The organism is Streptomyces sp. NPDC036822, from assembly GCF_055609145.1.
In genome coordinates, this window is the sequence record NZ_JBVJPY010000001.1 from 923,082 (window position 1) to 948,902 (window position 25,821).

The 25,821-nt window shown below is 73.6% G+C and carries 17 protein-coding genes, 1 tRNA gene and 1 pseudogene; 8 read left to right on the forward strand and 11 right to left on the reverse strand.

Annotated elements, in window-relative coordinates; all coding sequences use genetic code 11:
- The first annotated feature begins 12 nt into the window (after positions 1 to 12).
- Positions 13 to 1,317 (forward strand): FHA domain-containing protein, encoded by a 1,305-nt coding sequence (locus tag ACZ68P_RS04220; RefSeq protein ID WP_471002241.1) that lies wholly within the window; start codon positions 13 to 15, stop codon positions 1,315 to 1,317.
- A 53-nt stretch (positions 1,318 to 1,370) separates the two neighbouring features.
- On the opposite strand, the gene ACZ68P_RS04225 is transcribed toward ACZ68P_RS04220, so the two are convergent.
- Positions 1,371 to 2,345 (reverse strand): methyltransferase domain-containing protein, encoded by a 975-nt coding sequence (locus ACZ68P_RS04225; protein WP_471002244.1) that lies wholly within the window; start codon positions 2,343 to 2,345, stop codon positions 1,371 to 1,373.
- Positions 2,346 to 2,539: 194 nt separating this feature from the next.
- Here ACZ68P_RS04225 and ACZ68P_RS04230 point away from each other — a divergent pair, with 194 nt between their 5' ends.
- From ACZ68P_RS04230 to ACZ68P_RS04245, 4 genes and pseudogenes are all read left to right on the forward strand, one after another.
- On the forward strand, positions 2,540 to 2,944 hold the full coding sequence (locus tag ACZ68P_RS04230) for a globin (RefSeq protein WP_471002247.1): 405 nt from the start codon (positions 2,540 to 2,542) through the stop codon (positions 2,942 to 2,944).
- 183 nt (positions 2,945 to 3,127) lie between these two features.
- On the forward strand, positions 3,128 to 6,013 hold the full coding sequence (locus ACZ68P_RS04235; RefSeq protein WP_471002250.1) for an FtsX-like permease family protein: 2,886 nt from the start codon (positions 3,128 to 3,130) through the stop codon (positions 6,011 to 6,013).
- 115 nt (positions 6,014 to 6,128) lie between these two features.
- A pseudogene (locus ACZ68P_RS04240) lies at positions 6,129 to 8,901 on the forward strand (FtsX-like permease family protein).
- Positions 8,898 to 9,857, forward strand: coding sequence for an ABC transporter ATP-binding protein (locus tag ACZ68P_RS04245; RefSeq protein WP_471002253.1), 960 nt, complete (start codon positions 8,898 to 8,900; stop codon positions 9,855 to 9,857). The pseudogene ACZ68P_RS04240 and the gene ACZ68P_RS04245 overlap by 4 nt, the downstream one beginning before the upstream one ends.
- A 38-nt stretch (positions 9,858 to 9,895) precedes the next feature.
- Here the strand turns inward: ACZ68P_RS04245 and ACZ68P_RS04250 are convergent, their stop codons facing one another.
- From ACZ68P_RS04250 to ettA, 3 genes are read right to left on the reverse strand one after another with little or no spacing between them, the layout of a single operon-like run.
- Complete coding sequence (locus tag ACZ68P_RS04250) at positions 9,896 to 10,567, reverse strand: DUF8010 domain-containing protein (protein WP_471002256.1); 672 nt, start codon at positions 10,565 to 10,567, stop codon at positions 9,896 to 9,898.
- Entirely contained in the window at positions 10,564 to 10,986 is a 423-nt protein-coding gene (locus ACZ68P_RS04255; protein WP_471002258.1) for an acyl-CoA thioesterase, read from the reverse strand. The genes ACZ68P_RS04250 and ACZ68P_RS04255 overlap by 4 nt, the downstream gene beginning before the upstream one ends.
- A 2-nt stretch (positions 10,987 to 10,988) precedes the next feature.
- Positions 10,989 to 12,653 (reverse strand): energy-dependent translational throttle protein EttA, encoded by a 1,665-nt coding sequence (gene ettA, locus ACZ68P_RS04260; RefSeq protein WP_471002261.1) that lies wholly within the window; start codon positions 12,651 to 12,653, stop codon positions 10,989 to 10,991.
- Positions 12,654 to 13,104: 451 nt separating this feature from the next.
- On the opposite strand from ettA, the gene ACZ68P_RS04265 reads away from it, so the two are divergent.
- A complete protein-coding gene (locus ACZ68P_RS04265) occupies positions 13,105 to 13,824 on the forward strand; it encodes a hypothetical protein (protein WP_471002264.1) in 720 nt (239 codons plus the stop codon).
- A gap of 79 nt (positions 13,825 to 13,903) precedes the next feature.
- On the opposite strand, the gene ACZ68P_RS04270 is transcribed toward ACZ68P_RS04265, so the two are convergent.
- The 5 genes from ACZ68P_RS04270 to ACZ68P_RS04290 form a co-directional block, all read right to left on the reverse strand.
- On the reverse strand, positions 13,904 to 15,553 hold the full coding sequence (locus ACZ68P_RS04270) for an FG-GAP-like repeat-containing protein (RefSeq protein ID WP_471002267.1): 1,650 nt from the start codon (positions 15,551 to 15,553) through the stop codon (positions 13,904 to 13,906).
- Between the two features lie 169 nt (positions 15,554 to 15,722).
- Complete coding sequence (locus tag ACZ68P_RS04275; RefSeq protein WP_471002270.1) at positions 15,723 to 17,114, reverse strand: Cys-Gln thioester bond-forming surface protein; 1,392 nt, start codon at positions 17,112 to 17,114, stop codon at positions 15,723 to 15,725.
- Positions 17,115 to 17,386: 272 nt separating this feature from the next.
- Positions 17,387 to 17,917 (reverse strand): single-stranded DNA-binding protein, encoded by a 531-nt coding sequence (locus ACZ68P_RS04280; RefSeq protein WP_471002273.1) that lies wholly within the window; start codon positions 17,915 to 17,917, stop codon positions 17,387 to 17,389.
- Between the two features lie 135 nt (positions 17,918 to 18,052).
- On the reverse strand, positions 18,053 to 19,837 hold the full coding sequence (locus ACZ68P_RS04285; protein ID WP_471002276.1) for a GTPase: 1,785 nt from the start codon (positions 19,835 to 19,837) through the stop codon (positions 18,053 to 18,055).
- A complete protein-coding gene (locus tag ACZ68P_RS04290) occupies positions 19,834 to 21,474 on the reverse strand; it encodes a dynamin family protein (RefSeq protein ID WP_471002279.1) in 1,641 nt (546 codons plus the stop codon). The genes ACZ68P_RS04285 and ACZ68P_RS04290 overlap by 4 nt, the downstream gene beginning before the upstream one ends.
- Before the next feature lie 293 nt (positions 21,475 to 21,767).
- Here ACZ68P_RS04290 and ACZ68P_RS04295 point away from each other — a divergent pair.
- Together ACZ68P_RS04295 and ACZ68P_RS04300 are read left to right on the forward strand one after the other, a co-directional pair.
- Positions 21,768 to 21,840: transfer RNA gene (locus tag ACZ68P_RS04295), tRNA-Arg, on the forward strand.
- Positions 21,841 to 21,999: 159 nt separating this feature from the next.
- Complete coding sequence (locus ACZ68P_RS04300; RefSeq protein WP_471002281.1) at positions 22,000 to 22,182, forward strand: hypothetical protein; 183 nt, start codon at positions 22,000 to 22,002, stop codon at positions 22,180 to 22,182.
- A 297-nt stretch (positions 22,183 to 22,479) separates the two neighbouring features.
- Here the strand turns inward: ACZ68P_RS04300 and metG are convergent, their stop codons facing one another.
- Both metG and ACZ68P_RS04310 read right to left on the reverse strand, forming a co-directional pair.
- Positions 22,480 to 24,204 (reverse strand): methionine--tRNA ligase, encoded by a 1,725-nt coding sequence (metG, locus tag ACZ68P_RS04305; RefSeq protein ID WP_471002284.1) that lies wholly within the window; start codon positions 24,202 to 24,204, stop codon positions 22,480 to 22,482.
- Positions 24,205 to 24,496: 292 nt separating this feature from the next.
- Positions 24,497 to 25,660, reverse strand: a complete 1,164-nt coding sequence (locus ACZ68P_RS04310; protein WP_471002287.1) for a lactate 2-monooxygenase — start codon at positions 25,658 to 25,660, stop codon at positions 24,497 to 24,499.
- Positions 25,661 to 25,821 lie beyond the last annotated feature (161 nt).

Consider the following 25,821-nt stretch of genomic DNA (forward strand, 5'->3'; position numbering starts at 1 on the left):
GGAAGCACCGACATGCCGACCTGCCCGAACGGACACCAGTCGGTCTCCGACGACTGGTGCGAGGTCTGCGGCCATCGCATGGCCGGGGCGGGTGCGCCGGCGGGTGCCGTACCGCCGCCTCCCCCGCCGCCGCCCGCTTACGGCTACCCCGGTCCTGGTGGACCCGGTGCTCCTGGTGGGCCGCCGCCCGCCTCCGCCGGTTTCGGCCCCGGGGGCGACCCGAACGCGACCGCCCAGGCGGAGCTCTGCCCGCAGTGCCGCACCCCGCGTGAGCACATGGCGCCGTTCTGCGAGGAGTGCCGCTGGAACTTCCTCACGAACACGGCGACGTCGTACACGCCGGTGGCTCCCCCCTCCCAGCAGCAGAGCCCGCCGCCCGGGCTGAGCCTGCCGCAGGGGTTCCAGCAGGGCCCGCCGAGCCGGCAGCCGGATCCGTACGAGTACCAGGGTTCGCGGCCCTCGCAGGTGAACCGGCCCGCGGAGCCTTTGTCGGCCGATCCCACGCACCACCAGGCGCCCCCGCAGCGTCCGCCGATGCCGCAGCAGCCGCAGCACCAGCAGTCCCAGCAGCCCCCACAGCAACAGCACCAGCCCCACCAGCAGCAGCACCAGCCGCCGCAGCACCACCAGCAGGCGCACCAGCAGCAGGCACCTCAGGGGTTCCAGCAGGGGCCGCCGCCTCCGCCGTCCTACCAGCAGGGCCCTCCGCAGGCCCCACCGCCGGCCCAGGCGCCCGGCAGGGCGGACGACGACTGGATGCTGCCGCCGCCGTCGCATGCCCAGGAACAGCAGGCGCCGCAGCACCACGCCCCCCAGCAACACCAGGCCCCGCAGCAGCACCAGCAGCAGGCTCCGCAGCAGCACGCGCATCAGCCGCCGCAACAGCACCAGCAGTACCAGCAGCAACAGCCCTTGGGCTGGTCGGCGTACGTCGGACCCGACCGTGAGTACTTCCTCGCGATGATGCAGCGCAGCGGTCCGGAGGCGTCGGGTCTGAACCTGCCCGCGTACTCCCCCGAGCAGCATCTGCCGCTCCAGGGCAACCAGATCAGCATCGGCCGCCGCCGGCACTCCACCGGCGAGTCGCCCGACATCGATCTGTCGGTGCCGCCCGAGGACCCGGGCGTCTCGCACCAGCACGCGGTGCTGGTGCAGCAGCCGGACGGTTCGTGGGCGGTGGTGGACCAGAACTCCACCAACGGCACCACGATCAACGGCGCCGAGGAGCCGATCCAGCCGTACGTCCCCGTCCCGCTCCAGGACGGCGACCGGGTGCACGTCGGCGCCTGGACGACGATCACGATCCGCCGCGGATAGCCGGACAGGACGACAGGCCCCGGGAGACCGGGGGCGGGGGCCCCGGGACGGGGTCACCCGCCGGGCAGCGGCCAGGCGTACGGCCCTTCGGGGTCGTCCAGCCAGGCCCACTGCCGTCCCTCGCTCACCGTCACCCCGAAGCGCTCCCGCTCAGGCCGCCCCTCGCGCTGCCAGAGCGAGAGCGCTTCTCGCGCGTCCAGGCTCTCCTCGGCCAGCGTGAAGAGGAAACGGAACCGCTCGTCCTCGTACGCCTGCCGGGGCAGTCCCATCGGCCGCGCGCGCGGGAAGCGGGCGTTGCCCCCGCGCAGCGCGACGAAGTAGGCGGAGGTGGCCAGGAACCGCCCCTCGGCATGCGCGCCGTCCCGCACCCGCAGCAGCACCAGGCCCGTGGAGAGCGGCGTCAGGACGAGCGCGCCGGGGCGGCACTGGGACAGCCAGGCGTACGGGATCGAGGGCAGGGTGCAGGTGGCGACGACCCGGTCGTAGGGGGCGCGCTCGGGGCAGCCGCGGGCACCGTCGCCGGTGATCACCGCGGGCGCGTGTCCGGCGGCGGCGAGATGGGTCCGCGCGGACTCGGTGATCTCCTCGTCCAGGTCGACGGTGGTGACGTGCCCGTCCCCGAGGCGGTGGCAGAGCAGCGCGGCGTTGTAACCGGTGCCGGCGCCGATCTCCAGGACGTCGTGCCCGTCCCGTACCTCCAGCGCCTCCAGCATCTGCGCCATGAGCGACGGCTGGCTGGAGGAGGAGACCAGGTCCCCGTCCCGTACGCGGGTGGCCAGCGGCTCGTCCCCGTAGGCGCCGCGCAGCCAGCGGTCGCGGCGGCCGGGGTCGGGGTGTCCGGACCAGAGACGTTCGTAACCGGCGGGCCCGGAGACGTAGTAGAAGGGGACGAACAGGTGCCGCGGCACGGTGGCGAAGGCTTCGTGCCAGGCGGGATCGCGCAGCGCGCCGTACGCCTCGATCTCCCGCACGAGGGCCTGCCGCGCCCTCCGGCCGTCCTCGGCGAAGACATCCACCTGTGCGCCCATGCCTCCACTGTCCTGCGCCACGGGAGCGGAGTCGAACGGCCACGCGGGGCAGGCGAGGACCGGACGGAGGCCGGGTGCGGGCCGCACAGGGACCGGACGAAGGCCGGGCGCGGGCCGGCAGGGACCGGACGGGTGGTCTCGGCCAAGGTCCTGGACCTCCGGTACTCGGTCGGGGCATCTGAGACGATGGAGCGGTGAATGAGATTCCGCGCGGCACGCTTCAGGAGCAGACCTTCTACGAGCAGGTGGGTGGCGAGGAGACCTTCCGGCGCCTCGTCCGCCGCTTCTACCAGGGCGTCTCCGAGGACCCCCTGCTGCGCCCGATGTACCCCGAGGAGGACCTCGGCCCGGCGGAGGAGCGTCTCGTCCTCTTCCTGATGCAGTACTGGGGCGGGCCCCGCACCTACAGCGACCACCGCGGCCACCCCCGGCTGCGGATGCGCCACGCGCCGTTCACGGTGGACAAGGCGGCGCACGACGCCTGGCTGAAGCACATGCGCGCGGCGGTGGACGAGCTGGAACTGGCCCCCGAGCACGAGCAGCAGCTGTGGAACTACCTGACCTACGCGGCCGCGTCGATGGTGAACACCGCGGACTGACATCTTCCGAAGCCCGCGCACTCCGGGCGGCGGAGTGACGCATTCCGGAGCCTGCGCCCCGGATAACGGTCACGATCCAGTCAAGGTCCCGGTGCAAGCGGTTTCCAGCCCCCGTGCGCTCTGAAAGCATCCCCAGGTATCCGACGGACGTTCGACACGGGTACAGGGCTTCCAGGGGGATGGGTGACGGGGTTCGTACTTCTGCGCGTCAGAGCGCACCGGCTGCTGCTCGCCGCCGCCCTCCTCGCCGTTCTTCTGACGACGTCCGTCCTCGCCGCCCTGGCCTCCTTCTCCGGCTCCGTCGGAAACGCCGCGCTCCAGGGCACCCTGCGGGGCCGTTCCGCGCCCGCCGCCGCCCTGGTCGTCACCGCGCAGGTCCCGGCCGCACAGCGGGAGAGCGCCGACGCGGCCGCCCGGGACGCCGCCGCGAGGACCTACGACGGTCTGCCCGTGAGCGTGCGGAAGCTCGAACGCTCCGGCGCCTACGCACTGCCCCGCAGCCTCCAGGCCCCCTCCGCGCGCGCGGGCGAGCCCGATCTCACGTACCTCGCCGCGCTGGACCGCTCGCGGCTCGCCCTCGTCGAGGGCGCCTGGCCCACCGCGGGCCCCGCCCCCGCCGGTACCGCCCCGGTCGAGGTGGCGCTGCCCGAGGAGGCCGCGCGGCGGCTGCGGACCGGCCCCGGGACCGTCCTCGACCTCGCCGACCGGCTCGGCGGAAAGCCGGTGAAGGCCCGCGTCACCGGCGTCTACCGCCCCCGCGACCTCACCGACCTGTACTGGCAGCTCGACCCGGCCGGCGGCCGCGGGGTCAGGACCGTCGTGTTCACCACGTACGGCCCGCTGCTCGCCGACCCCGCCGTCCTCGGCTCCGGCCGGCTCACCCCGGGCGAGACGTCCTGGCTGGCCACCGCCGACTTCACCGGCGTCACCACCGGCCGCATGGACGCGCTGAGCGCCTCGGCCACCACCGTGCCCCCGACGGTCGCCGCCGACACCGTCCGGTACGGCGGCACGGCCGGCGCGCACACCTCCCTGCCGACCGTCCTGGCCCAGACCGAACGCGCGCTGCTCGTCTCCCGCTCCACGCTCCTCATCGTCGCCGTGCAGCTGGTCCTGCTCGCCGCCTACACCCTGCTGCTCGTGTCCCGGCTGCTCGGCTCCGAGCGGTCCGGCGAGACGGAGCTGCTGCGGGCCCGTGGCGGATCGCGGCGCCGCATCGCCTCCCTCGCGGCCGTCGAGGCCCTGCTGCTCGCCCTGCCCGCGGCCGTGATCGCGCCCCTGCTCGCCGGGCCGGTGACCCGGCTGCTCGCCGAACGCTCCGCACTCGGCTCGCTGGGCCTCCGGCTCGACGACGCGCCCGCCGGGCAGGTGTGGCTGGTCTCCGCCCTCGTCGCCGTCTGCTGCGCCGCCGCCGTCGTGGCGCCCGCGCTGGCCACGGGGGACGGTGGCGCCGTCACGCTCCGCAAGGGGCGCGCGGCCGCCCTGCCCGCGCCCGTGCGGGCCGGGGCGGACCTCGGCCTGGTCGTCGTCGCGGCAGTCGCGTACTGGCAGCTCGACCGGCAGACCGGCGCCGGCGCCTCCGTCGGTCCGGCGGGACCGGCCGGTCCCGCCGGAGTACCCGGGTCCCCCGACACCGGCTGGGCGGACCCGATGCTCGTCGCCGCGCCCGCCCTCGCCCTCCTCGCCGGCACCGTCCTGACGTTGCGGCTGCTGCCACCGGCGGCCCGGCTCGCCGAGCGGCGGGCCGCCGGCGGACGCGGGCTGCCGGCGGCGCTGGCCGGCTGGCAGTTCAGCCGCCGCCCGCTGCGCGGCGCGGGCCCGGTGCTGCTCCTCGTCCTCGCGGTCGCCATGGGCATGCTCGCCATCGGACAGAGCGCCTCCTGGGACCGCTCGCAGAAGGACCAGGCGGACTTCCGTACGGGTACGGCGATCCGGGTCCTCATCCACGGCTCGGCCGACCCGGCCGACGCGGAGCGCTACACCTCCCTGCCCGGCGTCACCTCGGCCGCGCCCGCGCACCGCGGCACGACGGACCTCGCGGACAACCGCACCGCGACCGTCCTCGCCCTCGACACCCGACACGCCGCCGCGGGCGCCCTGTTCCGCCCCGACCTCTCCGACCGGCCCGCCGCGGACCTGCTGACGTCCCTGACCCCGCAGTCCGGTCCGCGGCGCGCGCTCTCCCCGTCCTCCGGCACCCCGTCCTCCGGCACCCCGTCCTCCGGCGCCCCGGGCCTGCCCGGGGTGGCGACCGACGCGTTCCTCACCGCCGCCGGGGCGGCGAAGGGCGACCGGGTCGAGATCTCGCTCGGCGGCGCGAAGCTGCGGGTCACCCTCGTCGACACCGTGCGGCAGCTGCCGACCACCGGCGCGGGCGCCCTGGCGGTCGCCGCGACCGCCCCCGCCACCACGCCCGACGACGGCGGCGCCCTGCTGATCGACCTGCACGCGGCCAACCGGTACCTCGCGGCCTCCGGCGCCGGCTCCGCGGCGGCCCTCCCGCCCACCGAGTGGTGGCTGACCACGTCCCCGGGCCGCGCCGGTGACGTCGCCGAGGCGCTGCGCGCGCGGCCCGACGCCGACCCGGCCGACGTCCTCGTACGGGAGGAGGCCGCGGCCGAACTGCTGGGCGACCCGCTCGGCGCGGGCCCCAACTCCGCGCTGATGGCGGTGGCCGGCGCCGCGGCCGCGCTCGCCGCCGTCGGCTTCGCGGTCAGCGCGGCCGGCTCGACGCGCGAACGGTCGGCGGAGTTCGCGGTGCTGCGGGCGCTCGGAGCCCCGCGCCGCCAACTGGCCCGGCTGATCGCCGCCGAACAGGGCCTGCTCGTCGGCATCGGCCTGCTGGTCGGTACGGCGCTCGGCACCGTCCTCACCCGGGCCGTCGTCCCGCTGGTCGTCCTGACCGGCCAGGCCACGCAGCCCCTCCCCCGCGTCCTGGTGCAGCTGCCGCCCGGGCACGTGGCCCTGCTCCTCGCCGGAGTCGCCCTCCTGCCGCTCCTGATCGTCGCCGCGATCGCGCTCCGCCGCACCGACCCGGCGGTCAGCCTGCGCCACCAGGGGGACCACTGATGCCCCGCCGTTCCCCGGCCACCGCCACCCCGCCCCACGGCCGGCCCGCCGACCCGCCCCGCCGGGGAGACCACTGATGCCCCGCACCGCACCGCTCAGGAAGGCGACCGACCCCATGCCCCGCCAGACCGTCGCCGCCGTGGCGCCCTGGGTGCGGACCCGGTTGCGGACCGCGCCGGGCACGGCGTGCGCCTTCGCCCTGCTCGTGCTGGTCACCGCCTTCCTCGCGGCCGCGCTCCCCCGCGCCGTCGAGGTGTACGAGACGGAGGGCCTGCGCCACGGCATCGGCACCGCGGCCCCCCGTCACACCGTCCTCGACATCACCAGCGCCCCGCCGCCGTCCGACCTCTCCCCCGAGGCGCGCGCGGCCGAGACGGGGCCCGCGTCGCTGGCGCGGAAGCGGGCCGCGCTGGAGGAGCTGCTGCCGACGCCGCTGCGGATCGACCGGGACCAGTCGGTGCACGGGGTGCGGACCACCAAGCCGGTCCCCGGGCTCGACGCCTGGCTGCCGCGGCCGTCCGGCCTGCCGCCCGAGTTCGTCCTGGCCACCCCGTCGGGTCTCGACAAGCAGGTGTCCGTCCGGGAGGGGCGGCTGCCCGCGACGGGGGACCCGGCCACGGGCAGCGAGGCCGCCGTGACCGCGCGGACGGCGAAGTCGCTGCGGCTGAAGGTCGGTTCGGTGGTGCACATACCGGCCCTGTTCTCCGAGACCCCGCTGGCCGTGACCGTCACCGGCATCGTCGAGCCGCTGCGCCCGCAGGGCGCCTACTGGTCCGTCGAACCGCTCCTGCGCACCCCCCGCCCACGCGGTCAAGCCCGGCGGCATGGAGGCCAAGTACTACTGGCAGGCGGGGCTGCTGCTGCCGCCCGCCGCCGGGCCCGTCCTCCTGGCGAGCACCGGCGACCCCGAGCCGTACTGGCGGCTCGCCCCCTCCGGCGGGCATCTGCACGCGCGGGACGAGCCCCGGCTGAGCGAGGCGATCGCCTCGCTCACCAGCGGCCCGGACCTGGTGCGGGTCCGTGAGGCGATCGGCCCGACGGGCGCGGTCGCCACCGGCCTGGACGAGATCGTCGGCTCGTACCGCGGGATGCGCGAGGCCGTGGCCCCCGTCGTCGCGGTCGCCGCCTTCGGCATCGGAGCCGTCGCGGTGGTGGTGATCGTGCTGACGGGAGGCCTGTTCGCGGCCCGCCGCACCGCCGAACTGGGGCTGCTGCGGTCGCGCGGCGGCTCGCTGGCGGGCATCGGGGGCCGCCTGCTCGGCGAGACGAGCGTCCTCGCGCTGCCCGCCGCCGGCCTCGGGCTGCTGCTCGCGGCCCTCGCCCTGCCCGGCGCCCGGCTCCTGCCGTCCCTGGCCGCCGCCGGAGCCGTGGCGCTGCTCGCCTGCCTGGCTATGCCGCTGCGCGCGGTCGTCGCGCACCGCAGGCCCCTCACGCACGGCGGCCGCGACGACCTGGTCGACGCCCGGCCCTCCCGGGGCCGTACGGTCGCCGAACTCACCCTGCTCGTGCTGGCCGTCGCCGCGGTCGCGGCGTTGCGCCGGCGCGGCACGGACGACGCCGGGGACCACCTGGTGAGCGCGGCGCCGGTGCTTCTTGCGTTGATCGCCGCGCTGGTTCTCGTACGGCTCCAGCCGCTGCCCCTGCGGTGGGCGGCCCGACCGGCGCGGAGGCTGCGCGGCGCCGTCGGCCATCTGGCGCTGGCGCGCGCCGGGCGCTCCTCGGCGACCGGCGCGCTGCCGCTCCTCGCGCTGCTCGTGGCGCTGACGACGGCCGCGTTCGGCGGCTCGGTGCTCGCCGGGGTCGCGGACGCCCGCGACCGGGCGGCGCTCCTGGAGACGGGCGCCGACGCGCGGGTCACGGGGGCGGTGGAGGCGGCGCCGGTGCCGGCCGGCCTGGCGCGGGCGGTGCGCGACGTGCCGGGGGTACGGGACGTGGCCGCCGTCCAGATCGAGTACGGGGTGGCGCTGCCCGCCGGGACGGGGCGCTCGCCGCAGACGCTCAGCACGCCGTTGGTGGGGGTGGAGCCGGAGTCGTACGCGCGGCTTGCCCGGCGGACCGGCTTCGGCCCCTTCCCCGCCGGCCTGCTGGCATCGACCGGCACGGGCGGGTGGGTCGACCACGAGCGGGTCCTGCCGGCGATCGCCTCCCCCGGGGTCGCGGAGCGGCTGGGGACGCGGCCCCAGGACCTCATGACGGCGGCGGGCGAGTTCAAGGTGCGGATCGTGGCGGTACGGGCCGCCACCCCGGCCCTGACCGGCGCCGACTTCCTGCTCGTGAACGCCGCCGACCTGACCCGCAGGGCGGACACCGTGTTGCTGGTCTCGGGTCCCTCGGTCGACGGCGCGGCGCTGCGCGCGGCGGTCGCCGCCGAGCCGGGCGGCTTCACCGTCGGATCGCGGGCGGAACGGCGCGCCTCCTACGTGGACTCGCCGATGCAGTCGGGCGCGGAGCGGATCTACCTCGCGGCCATCGCCACGGGCGCCGGCTACGCCGTTCTCGCCGTCCTCCTGTCGCTGCTGCAGTCCTCGCCGGAGCGGGTCACGCTGCTCGCCCGGCTGCGCACGATGGGCCTCACCCGGCGGCAGGGGCGGCGGCTCCTCGGGCTCGAAGCTCTGCCCCAGGCGCTGCTCGCCTCGGTCGGCGGCACCGTCGTCGGCTGGGCGACGATCCTGCTGCTCGCCCCGGGCGTGGACCTGGTGCGGCTCGCGCTGTCGGCGACGCCGGGGCTCGCCTCGCTCGACAGCGCCCCGCTGCGGGCCGACCCGTGGTCGCTCGCCCTGCCGGCGGTGGGCGTGGTGCTCCTGTCCGGGGCGGCGGCGGCGATCCAGGCGTGGTGGTCCGCGCGCACGGGCTCGATCAAGGAACTCAGGGCAGGAGACGCACGATGACGACGACCACCGACACCACCCTCGCGGAGCTGGAGCGGCGGGCCACCGCGCGCCGCGACCGGCCGTCCTACGGCCATGACGCGCTGATCGCCTGCGACCGGCTGGTGCGGATCTTCACCACCGACGGGGTGGAGGTGCAGGCGCTCCAGGGTCTCGACCTTCTGGTCGAGGAGGGCGAGTTGATGGCGCTGGTCGGGGCGTCCGGCTCCGGGAAGTCGACGCTGATGAACATCCTCGCGGGCCTGGACGTGCCGACGGCGGGTGCGGCGAGGGTCGCGGGCCGCGACCTCCTCGCGATGGACGCGAAGGCGCGGCTGCGCTACCGCCGCGAGGTGGTGGGTTTCGTATGGCAGCAGACGGCCCGCAACCTCCTTCCGTACCTGACGGCCGCACAGAACGTGGCCCTGCCCATGCAGTTGCGCGGGCGGGGCGGCGGCCGGTCGCGGAGCAAGGCGGCCCGGGCGGAGGAGCTGCTGGCGATGCTGGAGGTCGCGGACTGCCGCGACCGGCGGCCGCACCAGCTGTCCGGCGGCCAGCAGCAGCGGGTCGCGATCGCGGTCGCGCTGGCCAACGCGCCGTCGGTGCTGCTCGCGGACGAGCCGACGGGCGAGCTGGACTCGGCGACCGGCGAACAGGTCTTCGCGGCCTTCCGCCGCGCCAACGAGGAGCTCGGCACGACGATCGTGATCGTCACCCACGACCAGACGGTCGCCTCGGAGGTCCGCCGCACGGTCGCCATCCGCGACGGCCGCACCTCCTCGGAGGTGCTGCGCCGCACGGAGGTCGACGAGGCGGGGCAGGAGTCGGTGGTGGCCCGCGAGTACGCGATGCTCGACCGGGCGGGCCGGCTCCAGCTTCCGGCGGAGTACACGGAGGCGCTGCGGATGGAGCACCGGGTGATGCTGGAGCTGGAGGAGGACCACATCGGGGTCTGGCCGGACGACGCGGAGCGCTGAGGCCCGACCGCGCGCGGGCGCGGGGCCGGGGCGGCGGATCAGTGCCGCGACGCGGGAGCGGTCGGGGTGACCGTCAGCGCGGAGGGGGCCGTGCGCAGGGCGATGGAGCCGTAAGGCGTGCGCAGCCGGAGCCACGGGCCCGCCGCGAGGAGCGCGACCGGCACCTCGTGCGGGGGGAGGAAGCCCAGGGACTGGGCGGCGTGGACGGCCCGCAGGGGAAGGCCCGTGCCGGCGACGGTCCGCGACCAGATCTCGCGGCCGATCCGGTCCCGCTCCGCCCGTGTGCGCCGCTCCTGCGGCAACTCCTCGTCACGTGCGCGGAATTCGGCGACCGCCGCGGCGACCGCGCCGCGCAGCTCCGTGACTCCCGGCACTCCGGGGACCGGTTCCCAGCCGCCTCGCGGCGGGAGGACGCCCGCCCAGGGCGGTCCGGTGACGGTGTCGGGGACGGGGGCCTTGCCGGACTCCTCCTCGATGCCTTCGAGGAGCTCCCCGGCGGAGACGGTGACGTCGAGGTCGACCGCGTCGACGAGCCGGGCCGTGCGGATGGCGAGCACCTCGAACGACGGCGGCCGCCCGAACACGGCGAGCGCCCCGCCGCCGGCCTGGAGGCGTACGGCGGCGGCGCGGTCGTAGTGGATCAGCCGGGCCAGGAAGGCGGCGAGGCCCGCCGCCTCCCTGGCGTCGGCGAAGTGCAGCGGGGCGATCATGCGGCGGACGTCATCCCGTCGTCGACGTACTCCTGGAGGAAGGACCGCTCCTCGGCGGAGATGCGTCGCGGCCGCTGCGCCTGGAGGTCGAACGGCACGACGACCGTCGAGGCCCGTACGTACACGACGCCCGGGTCCTTGATCTCGTACGCGATCGTCAGCGACGCCGCGCCAATCTTCGTGACCCACGACTCGATGGTGACCGGCGCGTGCCGGTGCACCAGCGGCCGTACGTAGTCGATCTCGTGCCGGGCCACAACGGACCCGCCGGAGAACGACGGCGAACCGTCCCCCGGCGCCAGCCGGAACATGAAGTCGATCCGCGCCTCCTCCAGATAGCGGAGGAAGACGACGTTGTTGACGTGCCCGAAGGCGTCCATGTCCGACCAGCGCAGGGGACAGCTGTAGATGTGGCGCACGGTCAGCCTCGGGTCAGCTTCTTGTACGTGGCGCGGTGCGGACGGGCCGCGTCCGGGCCGAGGCGCTCGATCTTGTTCTTCTCGTACGACTCGAAGTTGCCCTCGAACCAGTACCACTTCGAGTCACCCTCGTAGGCGAGGATGTGCGTCGCCACCCGGTCCAGGAACCACCGGTCGTGGGAGATGACCACGGCCGCGCCGGGGAACTCGAGCAGCGCGTTCTCCAGCGAGGAGAGGGTCTCGACGTCGAGGTCGTTGGTGGGCTCGTCGAGGAGCAGCAGGTTGCCGCCCTCCTTGAGCGTGAGCGCGAGGTTCAGGCGGTTGCGCTCACCACCGGAGAGGACACCCGCGGGCTTCTGCTGGTCCGGCCCCTTGAAGCCGAAGGCGCTGACGTACGCGCGGGACGGCATCTCGACCTGGCCGACGTTGATGTAGTCCAGCTCGTCCGACACGACGGCCCAGAGGGTCTTCTTGGGGTCGATGTTGGCGCGGGTCTGGTCGACGTAGCTGATCTTGACCGTGTCGCCGATCTTGACCGAGCCCGAGTCCGGGGCTTCGAGGCCCTGGATCATCTTGAACAGCGTGGTCTTGCCGGCGCCGTTCGGGCCGATGATGCCGACGATGCCGTTACGGGGCAGGGTGAAGGACAGGTCGTCGACGAGGACCTTGTCGCCGAACGCCTTGGAGAGGTTGTTGACCTCGACGACGATGGAGCCCAGACGCGGGCCCGGCGGGATCTGGATCTCCTCGAAGTCCAGCTTCCGCATCTTGTCCGCCTCGGCCGCCATCTCCTCGTACCGGGCGAGGCGCGCCTTGGACTTGGTCTGCCGGCCCTTGGCGTTGGAGCGGACCCACTCCAGCTCTTCCTTGAGGCGCTTGGCGCGCTTCTCGTCCTTGCGGCCCTCGACCTTGAGGCGGGTGGCCTTCTTCTCCAGGTACGTGGAGTAGTTGCCCTCGTAGGGGATCGCGCGGCCGCGGTCGAGCTCGAGGATCCACTCGGCGACGTTGTTCAGGAAGTACCGGTCGTGCGTGACGGCGACGACGGCGCCCGCGTACTTCGAGAGGTGCTGCTCCAGCCAGTTCACCGACTCGGCGTCGAGGTGGTTGGTGGGCTCGTCGAGGAGGAGCAGGTCCGGGGCCTCGATGAGCAGCTTGCAGAGCGCGACGCGGCGCTTCTCACCACCGGAGAGGTTGGTGACCGGCCAGTCGCCGGGCGGGCAGCCCAGCGCGTCCATGGCCTGCTCCAGCTGCGCGTCGAGGTCCCAGGCGTTGGCGTGGTCCAGGTCCTCCTGGAGCTTGCCCATCTCGTCCATCAGGGCGTCCGAGTAGTCGGTCGCCATGAGCTCGGCCACCTCGTTGAAGCGCTTGAGCTTCCCCATGGTCTCGGCGGCGCCGTCCTGGACGTTCTCCAGGACGGTCTTGCTCTCGTCCAGCCTCGGCTCCTGCATGAGGATGCCGACGGTGTAGCCGGGAGACAGGAACGCGTCGCCGTTGGACGGCTGCTCCAGACCGGCCATGATCTTGAGGACGGTGGACTTACCGGCACCGTTCGGGCCGACCACACCGATCTTCGCACCGGGCAGGAAGCTCAGCGTCACGTCATCGAGGATGACCTTGTCGCCGTGCGCCTTGCGCGTCTTGCGCATCGTGTAGATGTACTCAGCCAAGAGAAACCGTCCGGCAAAGAGTGAGTGGGCAGATACACCCCATCTTGCCTGACCGCCACCCCCGGGAGCGAACCAGTAGGCGTCGGCCGCTCTGACCTGCGACTTCCCGGGCCGTCTCGGTAGCCGCCCTGTCACGGCCGGTCGCCACCGACCCCTTGGCGGGGCGGGGCGGGCCGGTGGGCTGGGCCTGCGTCGGGGCCATTGTCGGTGCCCGCTTCTATGCTCTGCCTCGCGCGGTCGGCTTCCAGGGGGTTCCAGCTCTACAGGGAATGGTTGCATCCCCGGCCTGTCAGGGGGCGGCCCGGAGACTCGTCCGGGACCCAACCGACGGCCGGGCTTCGTCGATGGCCAAGAGACGCCCCGCCAGAGCCGACCGCGCACCACCTCACCGGCGGGCGGGCGCCGATTCCCCCGGGCGGGCGGTGGGTGACCTTCGTGCCATCATCCTCGCGTGCTGACGATCCCCGGATACGAAGGCGGCCCTCTGGTCGAGGGCTCCGCCTACCTGGACGACCCGTTGTTCTGGCCGGTGCACCTCGGCACCTGCCTGCGCGGCGAGGACGCGCAGCGAGCCGCGTTCGGTGCCGACTGGGACGCGGCCACGGACCTGTTTCGCGTCCTGTCCGCCGATCGCGAGTGGCCGGTGTTCAGCGTGCCTCTGCGCTCCGGGCACACCCTGTACGTCGTCTACCGCAACGTCGAGGGCGAGGGCGGGGTGGACTACCTGATACACCACCCGGCGTGGCCGGAAGCGGCGATGGTCGCCGTGGACGACGGTCACTTCATGGGACCCGGCATGGCCTGGCCGGAACTGCTGTCCGTGGCGCGGCAGCCGGCGACGGGGGGCGTTGACGACGTCGACGCCCGGCTCTTGCTGCTCTTCCCCGCACTCGGCGACGCGCTGCTTCCCGACGACGCGGCCATGGCCCTCACCGCCGCGCTCGCCGCTCTCACGGTCGTCGAGGAGCCCGCCGAGGTGGCCCGCCTGCTCCTCGAGAACCAGGGCCAGTGGGCTCCGGCCCACTGGCGGCACCTGAACGGCATCCGGATCAACGACGGAGGGCACTCCTACCGGAACCCCGGCAACGCCTTCGCTCTCCCCCCGGATCGTCTCCGGGAGATCAGCAACGCCCTGGAGGGCGAGGACGTGGCCGCCGTCGGTCACCCATGAGCCGGGTGAACGCCGATGCCGGGTCCCCGTACCGGGGCGGTGGACGGTACGGGGACCCGGCATCGGGCGGTGCGCGGGGTCAGAAGAGGAGTTCGCCGGCCGGGTATCCGTAGCCGATCCGGGTGCGCGGGGCGTAGGAGCCCGCGCCGTCGCCCTGGTAGAACCAGAGGTTGCCGGTGGTGTCGCGGCCGGTCAGGTCCGCACTGCCGTTGCCGTCGAGGTCGCCGGGCGAGGTGAGCGCGGCGTAGATCTGCCAGCCGGTGCCGATCTGGACCCGAGCGGCGTACCAGCCGGCGCCGTCACCCGCGTGGAGCCACAGCGCCCCGGCCGGGTCGCGCGTGATCAGGTCCGCCTTCCCGTCCCCGGAGAAGTCACCCGGCGCCACCAGCGCGTCGTAGATCTGCCAGCCGGTGCCGATCTGGACCCGGGCGGCGTAGGAGCCGGCGCCGTCACCCGCGTGGAGCCACAGCACCCCGGCCGGGTCACGCGTGATCAGGTCCGCCTTCCCGTCCCCGGAGAAGTCACCCGGCGCCAGCAACGCGTCGTACCCCTGCCAGCCGCTGCCTGCCTGGACACGGGTGCTGCCGGAGTACGTGCCGTTGACGGGGTTCGCCGGGTAGCGCCACAGGGAGCCGGCGGTGTCGACCGCGACGAGGGCGTCCCCGTCGCGGGCTATGTGCTCCATGCCGTTCCATCCGGTGCCGACCTTGCAGGCACCGGCCACGGTCGCGTCGGCGCGGCCCGCGTACCGCATGAGCGCGCCCTTGGCGTCCCGGCGGAAGACCGCGCCGGCGTCGGCGGCGGACGGCCCGCAGTCCGACCAGTAGGCGGCGCCCCGCAGCGGCTTGTGGTCGGAGACGAGGGTGTCCTGGGGAAGGACGTCGGCCTGGGCGCTCTTGAAGTGGGAGGCCGAGAGGAAGACGTAGTCGATCTTCGTGGTGTTGAAGGTCGGCTCACCGCTGCGGCAGTGCGTACGGCCGTCCGCGCAGGGGACGGCGACGAAGTGGTCGCTGTCCGTCTCGTCCGCTTCGATGAAGCTTCCCCAGCCGCCGTCGTTGATGGCCGGCGCGTAGAAGTACGAGGCCATCTTGGACCGGGGGCCGCCGTTGAAGTCACCGCCGAGCACCACCGGGATGCCGGCGGCCTGCCACTCCTCGGCCTGCGCGGCGAGCTTGGCGGCCTCCTGCTCGCGCAGCGTGGCCTCGTTCCAGTAGAGGTGGACGGAGCAGGCCCAGTTGGCGCGGTTCTGCGTGTACGTCTTCACGCACGGCACCGTGATGGGCTCGCGCTCCCCGCCCACGGTCAGGTCGAGCACCTTGGTCTCGGTGATCGGGCCCTTGACGAGGACCGCGTTGCCGTAGTCGGCACCGCCGCAGATGGCGGGGTTGCCACCCGGAAGGGCCGTGGCGAAGTGGCCCTGGAAGCCGTACGCCGTGAGGCGCTGGCGGATCGCGTCGAACTGCGGGCGGCACACCTCCTGGAGATGGAGCTGGTCGGCGTTCCAGGTGGCGCCGGTCGCCTCGGCGACGACGCTGTCGACACGGCGCTGGTTGCTGTACCCCTTGCCGTCGGCGCAGACGTTGCCGCAGATGTTGTAGCTGAGGAAGCGCAGGGGCGGGGCGTCCGCGCCGGCGACGCTGTCGGCCTGCGCGGTGGGCGCGAACGTCAGGGTGGCGAGGGCACTGCCGAGCAGGGCTGCGGCGGCGCCGAGCGCCTTGCGAAGTCTCACGTGGTGCTCCTGAAAGGGAGAAGGAGAAGGCGAAAAGCGGGAAGCGGGCACAGGCTCGTCGCTTTCCCACGGCCGCACGACGGCGACGGCCCCGGTGCGCTGTCCGCGCCTCCGGGGCCGTCGGTGACGGGGGGTCTGCCCCGTCACTCACCGTTCATCGTCGTACCGCTTACTGGCCGGCCGTGTTCTTCTTGCGGAGGAAGAAGACCGCGCCGCCGCCGAGGACCACGAGGAGCGCGGCGATGCCGGCGATCATCGGGGTGGCGTTGGAGCTGCCGGTCTCGGCCAGGTCGCCCGAGCCGCCGGTGGTGGAGCCGCCGGTGGTGCCCGCCGGGGTGCTCGGGGAGGGCTCGGTGGACGGGGTCTCCGACGGGGCCGGGCCCGGCGTGGCCGTCTTGCAGTCGAAGACGCCCTTGAAGTTCTTCTTGAAGTTCGGGCCGGTGATCGTGAAGTCGTACGCCTGGTCCTCGGCGAGCGGGATGGTCACGGTCTCGGACTTGCCGGCGCCGATCGTGACCTTCTTGCCCGCGAGCTCGAAGGTGAAGTCCTCGTCGCCCTCGTTGGAGGCGGTGACGTCGAGGCCGCCCTTGGCACAGTTCTTCACGGCGGAGACCGCCGGGATCGCACCCTTCTTCGCCCAGGTCGCGGAGGCCTTGGCGCCGACGGTGGACTTGCTCGTGCCGGCCAGGATCAGGGTCTGGCTCTTCACCTTGGTGGAGACGAAGGCGCGGCCGATCGGGACGGTCGTGTCGGCCTGGACGGTCAGCTCGGCCGCGCCTTCGGCGGAGCCGGCCGGGACGTCGAAGAAGACCTGGCCGCCGTTGGCGACCTCGGTGACGGCCTTGCCGTCCTTGTCGACCAGCTTGACGCCCTCGGGCGCGCCGGGGACGAGCGAGACGGCGGCCGAGGCGGCGTTGGTGTTCACCGTGATCGGGCCGAGGCGCTCGCCGGGCTTGCCGGCGACGGACGACGGGGAGAGGGTGAGGGATGCCTTGGGCTCCGCCAGGTTCTGCGCGCTCTTCTCGAGGTAGTCGGTGAGCGCAGCGGCGTTCGCGTCCTTCGGCACCGCGTTGATGTCGTCGGAGAACTGCCAGATCGCGGCCTGGGTGGCGGCGGCGGCGGTCTGCTCGGTGAGGCTCGCGACGCCGGCCTTCTTGGCGAGGTCGGCCAGGTCGTTCTTCTGCGGGTACGAGTTCTGCAGGATCCAGCGGATCTTGCCGGCGTTCTCGTTGTCGTGCAGGGAGGACTGGTCCCAGCCGACCTCCTTGTACTCCTCACCCTTCAGGGCCTTGGTGTGGAAGTCGATGCAGTAGGTCTGCAGCGCCCCACCGGGGGTGACCTGCATCTCGAACAGGCCGGCGTTGTACTCGCCCTTGCCCTCGATGGTCACCTTGTCGAAGACGGCGAGGCTGCCGAGCGTCGCGGTCGCGCCGCCCGTGCTCTGCGGACCCTCGTCGGCCATCGCCGGGCCGGCGACGGCTATCGCACCCACGGCGACCAGGCCGGAGACCACGGTCGCGGCGGCAAGGCGGGCTGCGCCGCGCCTCAGAACTGAAGACATGTTTTCCCCTCCGGGCGAGCTGCTCCGCACCGTGTGTCACGACGCGTGGGGGGAGCGCTTCGCCAGCAGACTCACAGACCCAACTGACTCAAGGCCGGACTCGCGTGCAGACTCAAGTCCCGTATGAGTACCCGCGCATCCTAGGGACGAGGAAGAGCTCGGTGCCCTTCCGTACGGTCTGATAACCATTCCGTCTCGGAATCGTTATCACCGAGGCCCGATTCGGGTGGATGCGCAGGTCACGGTGTCGACATATCCCCCACAACTCCTGGTCACAGGACGGGTTCCAGGACCTGGCCGACCTGCGGGGGGCCGTCGGCCGGCGGGCGGGCGGTCGTGGCCGTCGGGTCCTGCTCCTGCGTCGAAGGGGCCTGCGGAGTCTCCCACGGGTCGCGGGGCGCACCGGAGATGGCGTCCTCCTGGCGTTCCGTCAGGCGCGGTTCCCCCTTCATCACGCGCCGGAACGCCGCCGTGCCCCGTGACAGATCGTGACCGACCGCGACCGCGTCGATGTCCACGAACGTCTTGCGCTGACCGTCGCGTTCCTCCTCACGCACCTTCAGGCGGCCGTGCACCACCAGTGGTTCACCGACCGCGACCGAGGCGGCGAGATTGACGCCCAGGGCCCGCCAGGCGAAGACCGTGTAGAAGCTGGTGTGCCCGTCGGCCCACACGCCGCGCTCCCGGTCCCAGCGGCGGGCCGTCACGGCGAAGCGGAACCTCGCCACCCCGCCCGTCGCGGTGTCCCGGTACTCCACGCTCGTCGCCACGTTCCCGACCAGCGTCACCGTCGTCTCGTTCATGACTCACTCCCCCTGCGGCCCGTCGGCCTGTCGTCGTGTCACCAGACTTCCGTGGCACGGCGGATACCGCTTCCGACTGTGGACAGCCGCGCGGCCGGGGGAAACGCCGTCACCCGAGAGGGTGAACCCGGGGGTTCACCTCACCCGCGCGCCGGGCCGCGTCCCTCCCCAGCGGGCTCCGCCGAGCCGCGAGACGCGCGCGCCCGACCGCGTCCCCGACACCGTCACGTACTGCTCCCGCACCTCCCGGTAGCGCATCAGCTCCGCCGAGATCGGGTCGAGCACCCGGGCCCGCCCACAGGCGGCCGCCGCCTCGCGCAGCTTGCGCTCGGCCTCCTGTCCGTACCGCCGGGCCGGGCCCTTGACGGCGGCCGCGCACGCCCACTCCACCAGCGGACCGCCCACGATGCCGCCGATCATGATCAGGACGGGCGGCAGGAGACCCGGTTCCACCACACCGATGATCTGGCCGACCAGCCACAGCGCCCCGGCGGCCTGCAGGAACGTCATCAGCACCTGCGCCAGCACGGCGGCCGGCCACCAGGCCGGGCGGGGCGGGCGGGCCGCCGGGTCGCCGACGCCCGCCGCGAGCTCGTCAAGAGCCTCCGGCAGCCCTTCCGCGCCCCGTACCGCCGCCTCGCGCACCGCCTGCCCCCACGGCGCGGGCAGCCCCCGGGAGGCGTCGGCCGCGACGATCCGTACGGCCTGCTCCACGCGCTGGCGCGCCGTCAGCTCGTCCTCGGCGGGCGGCTGGAGGCGCGGGTCGGTGGTGCCGTGGTCGCGGATCCGTTCGTACCAGCGGTAGAGCCGCAGCCAGGGAGTGCCGCAGGCGCGGATGGCGCTCCGGCGCCAGACGCGTTCGGCGGCCTCACCGGCCGCGGTGGCGCCGACGGCGACGGCGAGGCGGGCAGAGAAGTCGTCCCGCGCGCGTTCCCCGAGGCCGGTGGGGCCGTCGGCCACGTACACCGGCCGGAGCCGGCCCGCCGCGGCGTCGACGTCGGCGGCGAGTCGCCGCGCCGGCGCGGTCCGGTCCTGGACGAAGCGGCCGAGCAGTTCGCGCAGTTCACCGACGCCCTCCCCGGTGAGCGCCGACAGGGCGAGGACGGTGGCGCCGGGTTCGCCGTGCTCGCCGAGCGCCACGCCGTCCTCGTCGAGCAGGCGGCGCAGGTCGTCCAGGACGAGGTCGGCGGCGTCGGCGCTCAGGCGGTCGATCTGGTTGAGGACGACGAAGGTGACCTCGGCGTGGCCGGCGAGCGGGCGCAGATAGCGCTCGTGGAGGGAGGCGTCGGCGTACTTCTCGGGGTCCACGACCCAGATCACGGCGTCGACCAGGGCGAGGACGCGGTCCACCTGGTCGCGGTGGGTGGTGACGGCCGAGTCGTGGTCGGGCAGGTCGATCAGGACGAGCCCCTGGAGCTCCTCGTCGGCGGCGCCGCCCGCGAGGGGGCGGCGGCGCAGGCGTCCGGGGACCGCGAGCCGGTCGAGGAGCCCGGCCGAGCCCTCGGACCAGCTGAGGGCGATGGGCGCGGCCGTGGTGGGGCGGCGCAGACCGGTCTCGGAGACGGGAACGCCGGCGAGGGCGTTGAAGAGGGTGGACTTGCCGCTTCCGGTGGAGCCCGCGATGGCGACGACGGTGTGCCGGGCGGAGAGCCGCTGACGCGCGGCGGCCTCGTCGAGTACGCGTCCGGCCTCGGCGAGCGTGTCGTTCTCCAGTCGCGTCCGGGAGAGGCCGACCAGTTCGTGCAGCGCGTCGAGGCGGATGCGCAGGGACCCGCCGTACTGCCCGCCCAGGGTCGGCAGGCCGTCCTCCTCCTCGGGGTGTTCCCGCGGCGGGAAGGGGGTGTCCTCGGCCCGTTCGGCCCCCGCCCTGCGGGCGATCAGGCCGTCGTCCCAGCGGTCGTCCACCGTGCTGCTGCTCACCGGTCCTTCTCCTTCTGCAGTACGGAGAGCGCGGCGATCAGCTCCGCCTGCGGCTCGGGGGTCACGTCGAGGGCGTCGAGGGGGGCCAGGAGCCGGTCGCGTTCGGCGTGCAGGGCGCGGTCGAGGTACGTCGTGACCAGTTCGCCGCCCTTGTCGCGCAGGCGGAGGGCGGCCTGGGCGCCGAGGAGTTCGGCGAGCCGTTCACCGGCGGCCCGGGCGCGGCGGCCGCCGAGGAGGGCGGTGGCGAGGAGGGCGGCGACGGTGTCGGAGTCGACGCCGACGGTGCGGGCGGGGACGGAGCGGGAGGCGGCGGCGCGTTCACCGCCGCCCACCTCCTCGTCGGCCAGTTCCTCGAGCTCGCGCCGCCAGCGCCGTACCACCATGCCGATCCGCTCGCCGGCCTCGGGGTCGAGGCCGGCGTGCTCGGTGGCGCCGAGTGCCGCGGCGGCGGGTTCGCGCCGCCAGGCGTCCCGTACCCGCTCGTCGGCGGCAGCGACGGCGCAGTGGACGAGGGCTGCGAAGGATTCGGTGAGGGCGTCGAGGAGCTCTTCGGCGGAGCTGTCCCGCGGGTAGGCCCGCCAGCGGGTGCGGGCGTCTCCGGCGAGGACGGCGCCGCGCTGCAGCTGTCGGCGGACGCGTTCGCCCTGTTCGGCGTAGGCGGCCTCGACGGCGCCGCCGAGGCGGACGGCGGCGGCGTACTGGGCGGCGACGGCCGCCGCGAGTTCGGGGATGCGGCTGTCGAGGGAGCCGACGACGCCGGAGACGGTCCGGGCGACGGCCTGCTGGCGGGCGGCGAGGTCCTGGGCGCGGTGGGCGAGCCAGGCGCGCAGCGGGGCGACGGCGGTGTCGGGCAACAGCCCGCTGCCGCCGCCGGTCGACTCGGGGAGTTCGGGGATGGTGAACCGGGGCACGTCGGCGAGCCCGGCCTTGTCGAGCAGGGCCTCGTACTGCCGGGAGACCTCGCCGATGACCTGGTGGGGGACGCGGTCGAGGACGGTGAGGAGGGTGACGTCGTACTCCTTCGCGGTGCGGAGCAGGTGCCAGGGGACGGCGTCGGCGTACCGGGAGGCGGTCGTGACCATGACCCAGATGTCGGCGGCGCACATCAACTCGGCGGCGAGCAGGCGGTTCTCGACGACGAGGGAGTCGATGTCGGGGGCGTCGAGGAGGGCGATGCCGGGGGTGAGGGCGGAGGAGGTCTCGACGCGCAGCGCGTTGTCCTGCGCGGGTTCCTCGGCGGGGTGGTCGTCGTCCTGCTGGGGCAGCCAGACGCGGGTGAGCTGGGGGAGGACGCGCATGCCGGCGAACCAGTGGTGGTCGTCGGGGTGGCAGACGAGCACGGGCGTACGGGTGGTGGGTCTGAGCACGCCGGCCTCGCTGACCCTCCGCCCCACAAGGGAGTTGACGAGGGTGGACTTCCCGGCTCCGGTGGAGCCGCCGACGACGGCGAGGAGGGGGGCGTCGGGGTCCTTGAGCCGGGGGACGAGGTAGTCGTCGAGCTGCGCGAGCAGCTCGACACGGGTCTGCCGGGCGCGTGGGGCGCCTGGGAGGGGGAGGGGTAGACGCACGGCGGCGACACAGTCGCGCAGGGCGGAGAGTGCGTCGATCAGCTGAGGCCGTTCGTCCAAGGTCACCACATGCGAAGAATGCCCAATTTTGGAGCCTTTTTGAAGCGTATAACGGTCCTACGCGCCGACCGAACAACTGACGACACGAGCCTCAGGCATAACGAGTGCACAACACCCGGGCCAAGTGGCGCGAAAAGCGCTGCGGGAATCGCACCTGCCTGCGATTATCGTTCCGCTTCACCGAACCTCCACATCGTGCCACGCAGGTGAAGCAACCGGGCCAAGGTGATCGGAGCCCTATCCTTGACCCGGCAGGCCACGCCCCACCCACCAGGGGCTCCCGGCCACCGGGCCACCACCCGGCCCCCGTAGCTCAGTGGATAGAGCAGGTGCCTTCTAAGCACTTGGCCGCAGGTTCGAGTCCTGCCGGGGGCGCTCCGCGAAAGACCCTCCTTCGGGAGGGTCTTTCTGCTGGTCAGGCCGGTTTTCGGCGGGCGTCTCAGTGCCCGGCCGCGACCCTCGGCGGGCACGGCGCGCCTCCTGCGGGCTCACAAGGCAGTGGTCACGGGCTTCCGTCGCTGCCAGGATCCGTCCATGGACGAGTACGCGAGGCCCACGGGCCGCAACGCGCCGACACCGCATGTCATTCGGCGGAGCTGGGCGGCCACCGTCGAGGCTCTGCCCGTCGGCTCCCGAGTGACAGGTGAGGTCGAGGGGCGTCAGCGTTTCGGCATCGGGTGGACGACGGCCGGTGCGCTCGGCGCCGGTGGTGCGTGATGTCGGACGAGACGGTTCCCGCCTGCCCTCTGTGCGACAAGCGGCTGAAGGCCGGTGGGTTCGTTCTGTGCCGACGGGACGACGACGACAGGCGCACCTGCCGGGTGGTCTGGGGCTGTTCCGAAAAGCATGTCTGGTGGAAGTGGGCCGACCGCCCAGGCGACCCCCTGGAGCCCTGCCCCCATCCGGACCTGTTCGGCGCATGACCTGCCGGCCGGCTCAGTGCGTGGCCGCAGGTCCGGCTCCTGCCGGGACGCTCCGCGAAGGACCCCCCCTTCGGGAGGGCCCTTCCCCTGCTCAGGCCCCCGGGACGTCGCCGAAGCGGGTGCGGTAGGTGGTCAGGGAGTCGTCGGTGATCTTGGCGAAGAGGACCGGGGGGACCGTGAAGGGCGTGCCGGGCGGGAGGGTGGTCAGGGAGGTGGCCTGGTCGGCGGTCACCCAGGTCGCGGTGTCGTCCGGGAGGGCGAAGACGCCGCGCAGGGCGGCGGCCGTGGCCGGGATGAGCGGTTCCGAGACGATCGCGTACAGGTGGATCAGGTTCATCGCGGTGCGCAGGGTCAGGGCGGCGCCGTCCGGGTCGGTCCTGATCTCCAGCCAGGGGGCCTTCTCCTCCAGGTAGGCGTTGCCCGCGGACCACAGGGCGCGCAGGGCGGCGGCCGCCTTGCGGAACTGGAGCGCCTCCGTCTGCTCCTCGTACTCCGCGAGCAGGCGGGCGATCTCCGCGCCGAGCTTCGCCTCCGCGTCGCCGGCCGCGCGGCCCGCCGGGACCTGGTCGCCGAACCGCTTGAGGGAGAAGGACAGCACCCGGTTGACGAAGTTGCCCAGGGTGTCGGCCAGGTCCTTGTTCACCGTGGCCGTGAAGTGCTCCCAGGTGAAGGAGGAGTCGTCCGACTCGGGAGCGTTGGCGATCAGGAAGTAGCGCCAGTAGTCGGCGGGAAGGATCTCCAGGGCCGCGTCCGTGAAGACGCCGCGCTTCTGCGAGGTGGAGAACTTGCCGCCGTAGAAGGTCAGCCAGTTGAAGCCCTTGACGACGTCGACCTTCTTCCAGGGCTCGCGCACGCCGAGCTCGGTGGCCGGGAACATCACCGTGTGGAACGGGACGTTGTCCTTCGCCATGAACTGGGTGTAACGGACGGTGTCGTCGGCCCCGAACCACCACGACCTCCAGTCGCGGCTCTCACCGTCGGGAGCGGCGTCCGCCCACTCCTTCGTGGCGCCGATGTACTCGATCGGGGCGTCGAACCAGACGTAGAAGACCTTGCCCTCGGCGGCGAGTTCCGGCCAGGTGTCGGCCGGGACCGGCACGCCCCAGTCCAGGTCGCGGGTGATGGCGCGGTCGTTCAGGCCCTCGGTCAGCCACTTGCGGGCGATCGACGTCGACAGCTGCGGCCACTGGTCGCAGACCGTGGCGATCCACTCCTCGACCTCGTGCTGGAGCTTGGACTGGAGCAGGAAGAGGTGCCTGGTCTCGCGGACCTCCAGGTCCGTGGAGCCGCTGATCGCCGAGCGCGGGCCGAGCAGGTCCGTCGGATCGAGGACGCGCGTGCAGTTCTCGCACTGGTCGCCTCGGGCCCTGTCGTAGCCGCAGTGCGGGCAGGTGCCCTCGACGTAGCGGTCCGGCAGGAAGCGGCCGTCGGCCGGTGAGTACACCTGGCGGATCGCCCGCTCCTCGATGAAGCCGTTCTCGTGCAGGCGGCGCGCGAAGTGCTGGGTGATCTCGGCGTTCTGCGGCGAGGAGCTGCGGCCGAAGTGGTCGAAGGCGAGGCCGAAGCCGTCGTACACGGTTTTCTGCGCGTCGTGCGCCTGCGCGCAGAACGCGGCGACGGAGAGCCCGGCCTCCTTCGCGGCCAGTTCGGCCGGTGTGCCGTGCTCGTCGGTGGCGCAGATGAAGAGGACGTCGTGGCCGCGCCGGCGGAGGTACCGGGAGTACACGTCCGCCGGGAGCATCGACCCGACCATGTTGCCCAGGTGCTTGATCCCGTTGATGTAGGGAAGCGCGCTGGTCACCAGGTGTCGAGCCATCCTCGGATGCTCCTTCTCGTACGTACGGCGCCGGTGGCGATGCCACGGCGGGCCCGGGTCGGGAGACGGCGGCCGGCGCGATCACCACGATCGCTCGTCGACGTCACACGGGGTGACGGACGGGGCCGCGAGCCACCGCGATCGTAGCGAACAGGGATCGTGCGGGCTCGTGGGTTTTCCGGCCCCCGGGCCGCTGACGAGGGGCGTCACAGCGGCGTCCGCGATCCCGCCCGGCTCGGCCGCCTCGCGTCCCAGACCCCGCTCACCCCGCGGTGAGCCCCTCGGGACGGGTTCACCGCGCGGACTCGGTCAGGTCCTCCCGGGTCAGCGTCGCCGGACCGGCGTGGCCCGAGAGGGCCAGGGTCAGGTCGAGTTCGGCGAGGAGGCAGCGCAGGACGTGGTCGACGCCCGCCTGGCCGTCCAGGGCGAGGCCGTAGGCGTAGGGGCGGCCGACGAGGACTCCGGAGGCGCCGAGCGCCAGGGCCTTGGCGATATCGGCGCCCGTGCGGATGCCGCTGTCGAAGAGGACGGCGAGGCGGTCGCCGACCGCGTCCGCGACCGCGGGGAGGGCGTCGGCGGCCGCGATCGCGCCCGCGACCTGGCGCCCTCCGTGGTTGGAGACGACGATCCCGTCCATGCCGGCGTCGGCCGCGGCCCGGGCGTCGTCGGGGTGGAGGACGCCCTTGAGGACGATGGGGCCGTCCCAGTGCTCGCGCAGGAACGCCAGGTCGGGCCAGGTCTTGCCCGGGTCGGCGAACATGCCGACGAAATGGGCCACGGCCGCGTTCGGGTCCTCCTCCACCGGCTTGGACAGGCCCGCCAGGAAGGCCGGGTCGGTGAAGTAGTTCGCGGTGCCGACGCCGTGCAGGAACGGCAGGTACGCCTGGTCGAGGTCGCGCGGGCGCCAGGAGAGGAGCGGCGTGTCGAGGGTGACGATGAGCGCGGTGTAGCCGGCGTCCTTCGCCCGGCGCAGGAAGGAGCGGGCGACCTCGACGTCCTTGGGCCAGTACAGCTGGAACCACCGCTCCCCCTCCCCCATCGCCCGCGCCACCTCCTCCATCGGCGTGCTGGAGGCGGAGGACAGGATGTACGGGATGCCGCGCGCCGCGGCCGCCCGGGCAGCGGCCGGTTCGGCGTCGGGGTGCAGGATCGACAGGACGCCGACCGGCGCGAGGGCGACCGGGGCGGGCAGCCGGCGCCCCAGCAGCTCCGTGGACAGGTCCCGTTCGCGTACGTCGCGCAGCATGCGCGGGACGAGGCGGCGGCGTTCCAGGGCGGCGCGGTTGGCGCGGGCGGTGGAGCCGTCGCCGGCGCTGCCCGCGACGTAGCCGACGGGTCCGGGGCCGAGCCGGGCGGTGGCCAGTTCCTCCAGGCGGGTCAGGTCGGTGGGGAGCCGGGGGACGGCTCCGGACAGACCGTTCAGATAGATCTCGTACTGGAAGTCCGACCAGCTCATGCCTGATCCGCCGCCTCTCCGCGACCCGTGCGAATGACCGTGTGACGTCCGTGCGTCGCCCGTCGCGTCCGCCGGGCGTCGTCCGTGGGACCCGCGCCCGAGGGACGCCCCCGGTCCCACCCTGCCATCGGAGCCCGCCATTGCCACCGGCCGGGAGTGCA

Bases quoted from the DNA above. Each gene is read 5' to 3' on its own strand.
- ACZ68P_RS04220 (WP_471002241.1), top strand. From the start codon at position 13: ATGCCGACCTGCCCGAACGGACACCAGTCGGTCTCCGACGACTGGTGC.
- ACZ68P_RS04225 (WP_471002244.1), bottom strand. From the start codon at position 2,345: ATGGGCGCACAGGTGGATGTCTTCGCCGAGGACGGCCGGAGGGCGCGG.
- ACZ68P_RS04245 (WP_471002253.1), top strand. From the start codon at position 8,898: ATGACGACGACCACCGACACCACCCTCGCGGAGCTGGAGCGGCGGGCC.
- ACZ68P_RS04250 (WP_471002256.1), bottom strand. From the start codon at position 10,567: ATGATCGCCCCGCTGCACTTCGCCGACGCCAGGGAGGCGGCGGGCCTC.
- ACZ68P_RS04275 (WP_471002270.1), bottom strand. From the start codon at position 17,114: ATGTCTTCAGTTCTGAGGCGCGGCGCAGCCCGCCTTGCCGCCGCGACC.
- ACZ68P_RS04280 (WP_471002273.1), bottom strand. From the start codon at position 17,917: ATGAACGAGACGACGGTGACGCTGGTCGGGAACGTGGCGACGAGCGTG.
- ACZ68P_RS04300 (WP_471002281.1), top strand. From the start codon at position 22,000: ATGGACGAGTACGCGAGGCCCACGGGCCGCAACGCGCCGACACCGCAT.
- metG (WP_471002284.1), bottom strand. From the start codon at position 24,204: ATGGCTCGACACCTGGTGACCAGCGCGCTTCCCTACATCAACGGGATC.
- ACZ68P_RS04310 (WP_471002287.1), bottom strand. From the start codon at position 25,660: ATGAGCTGGTCGGACTTCCAGTACGAGATCTATCTGAACGGTCTGTCC.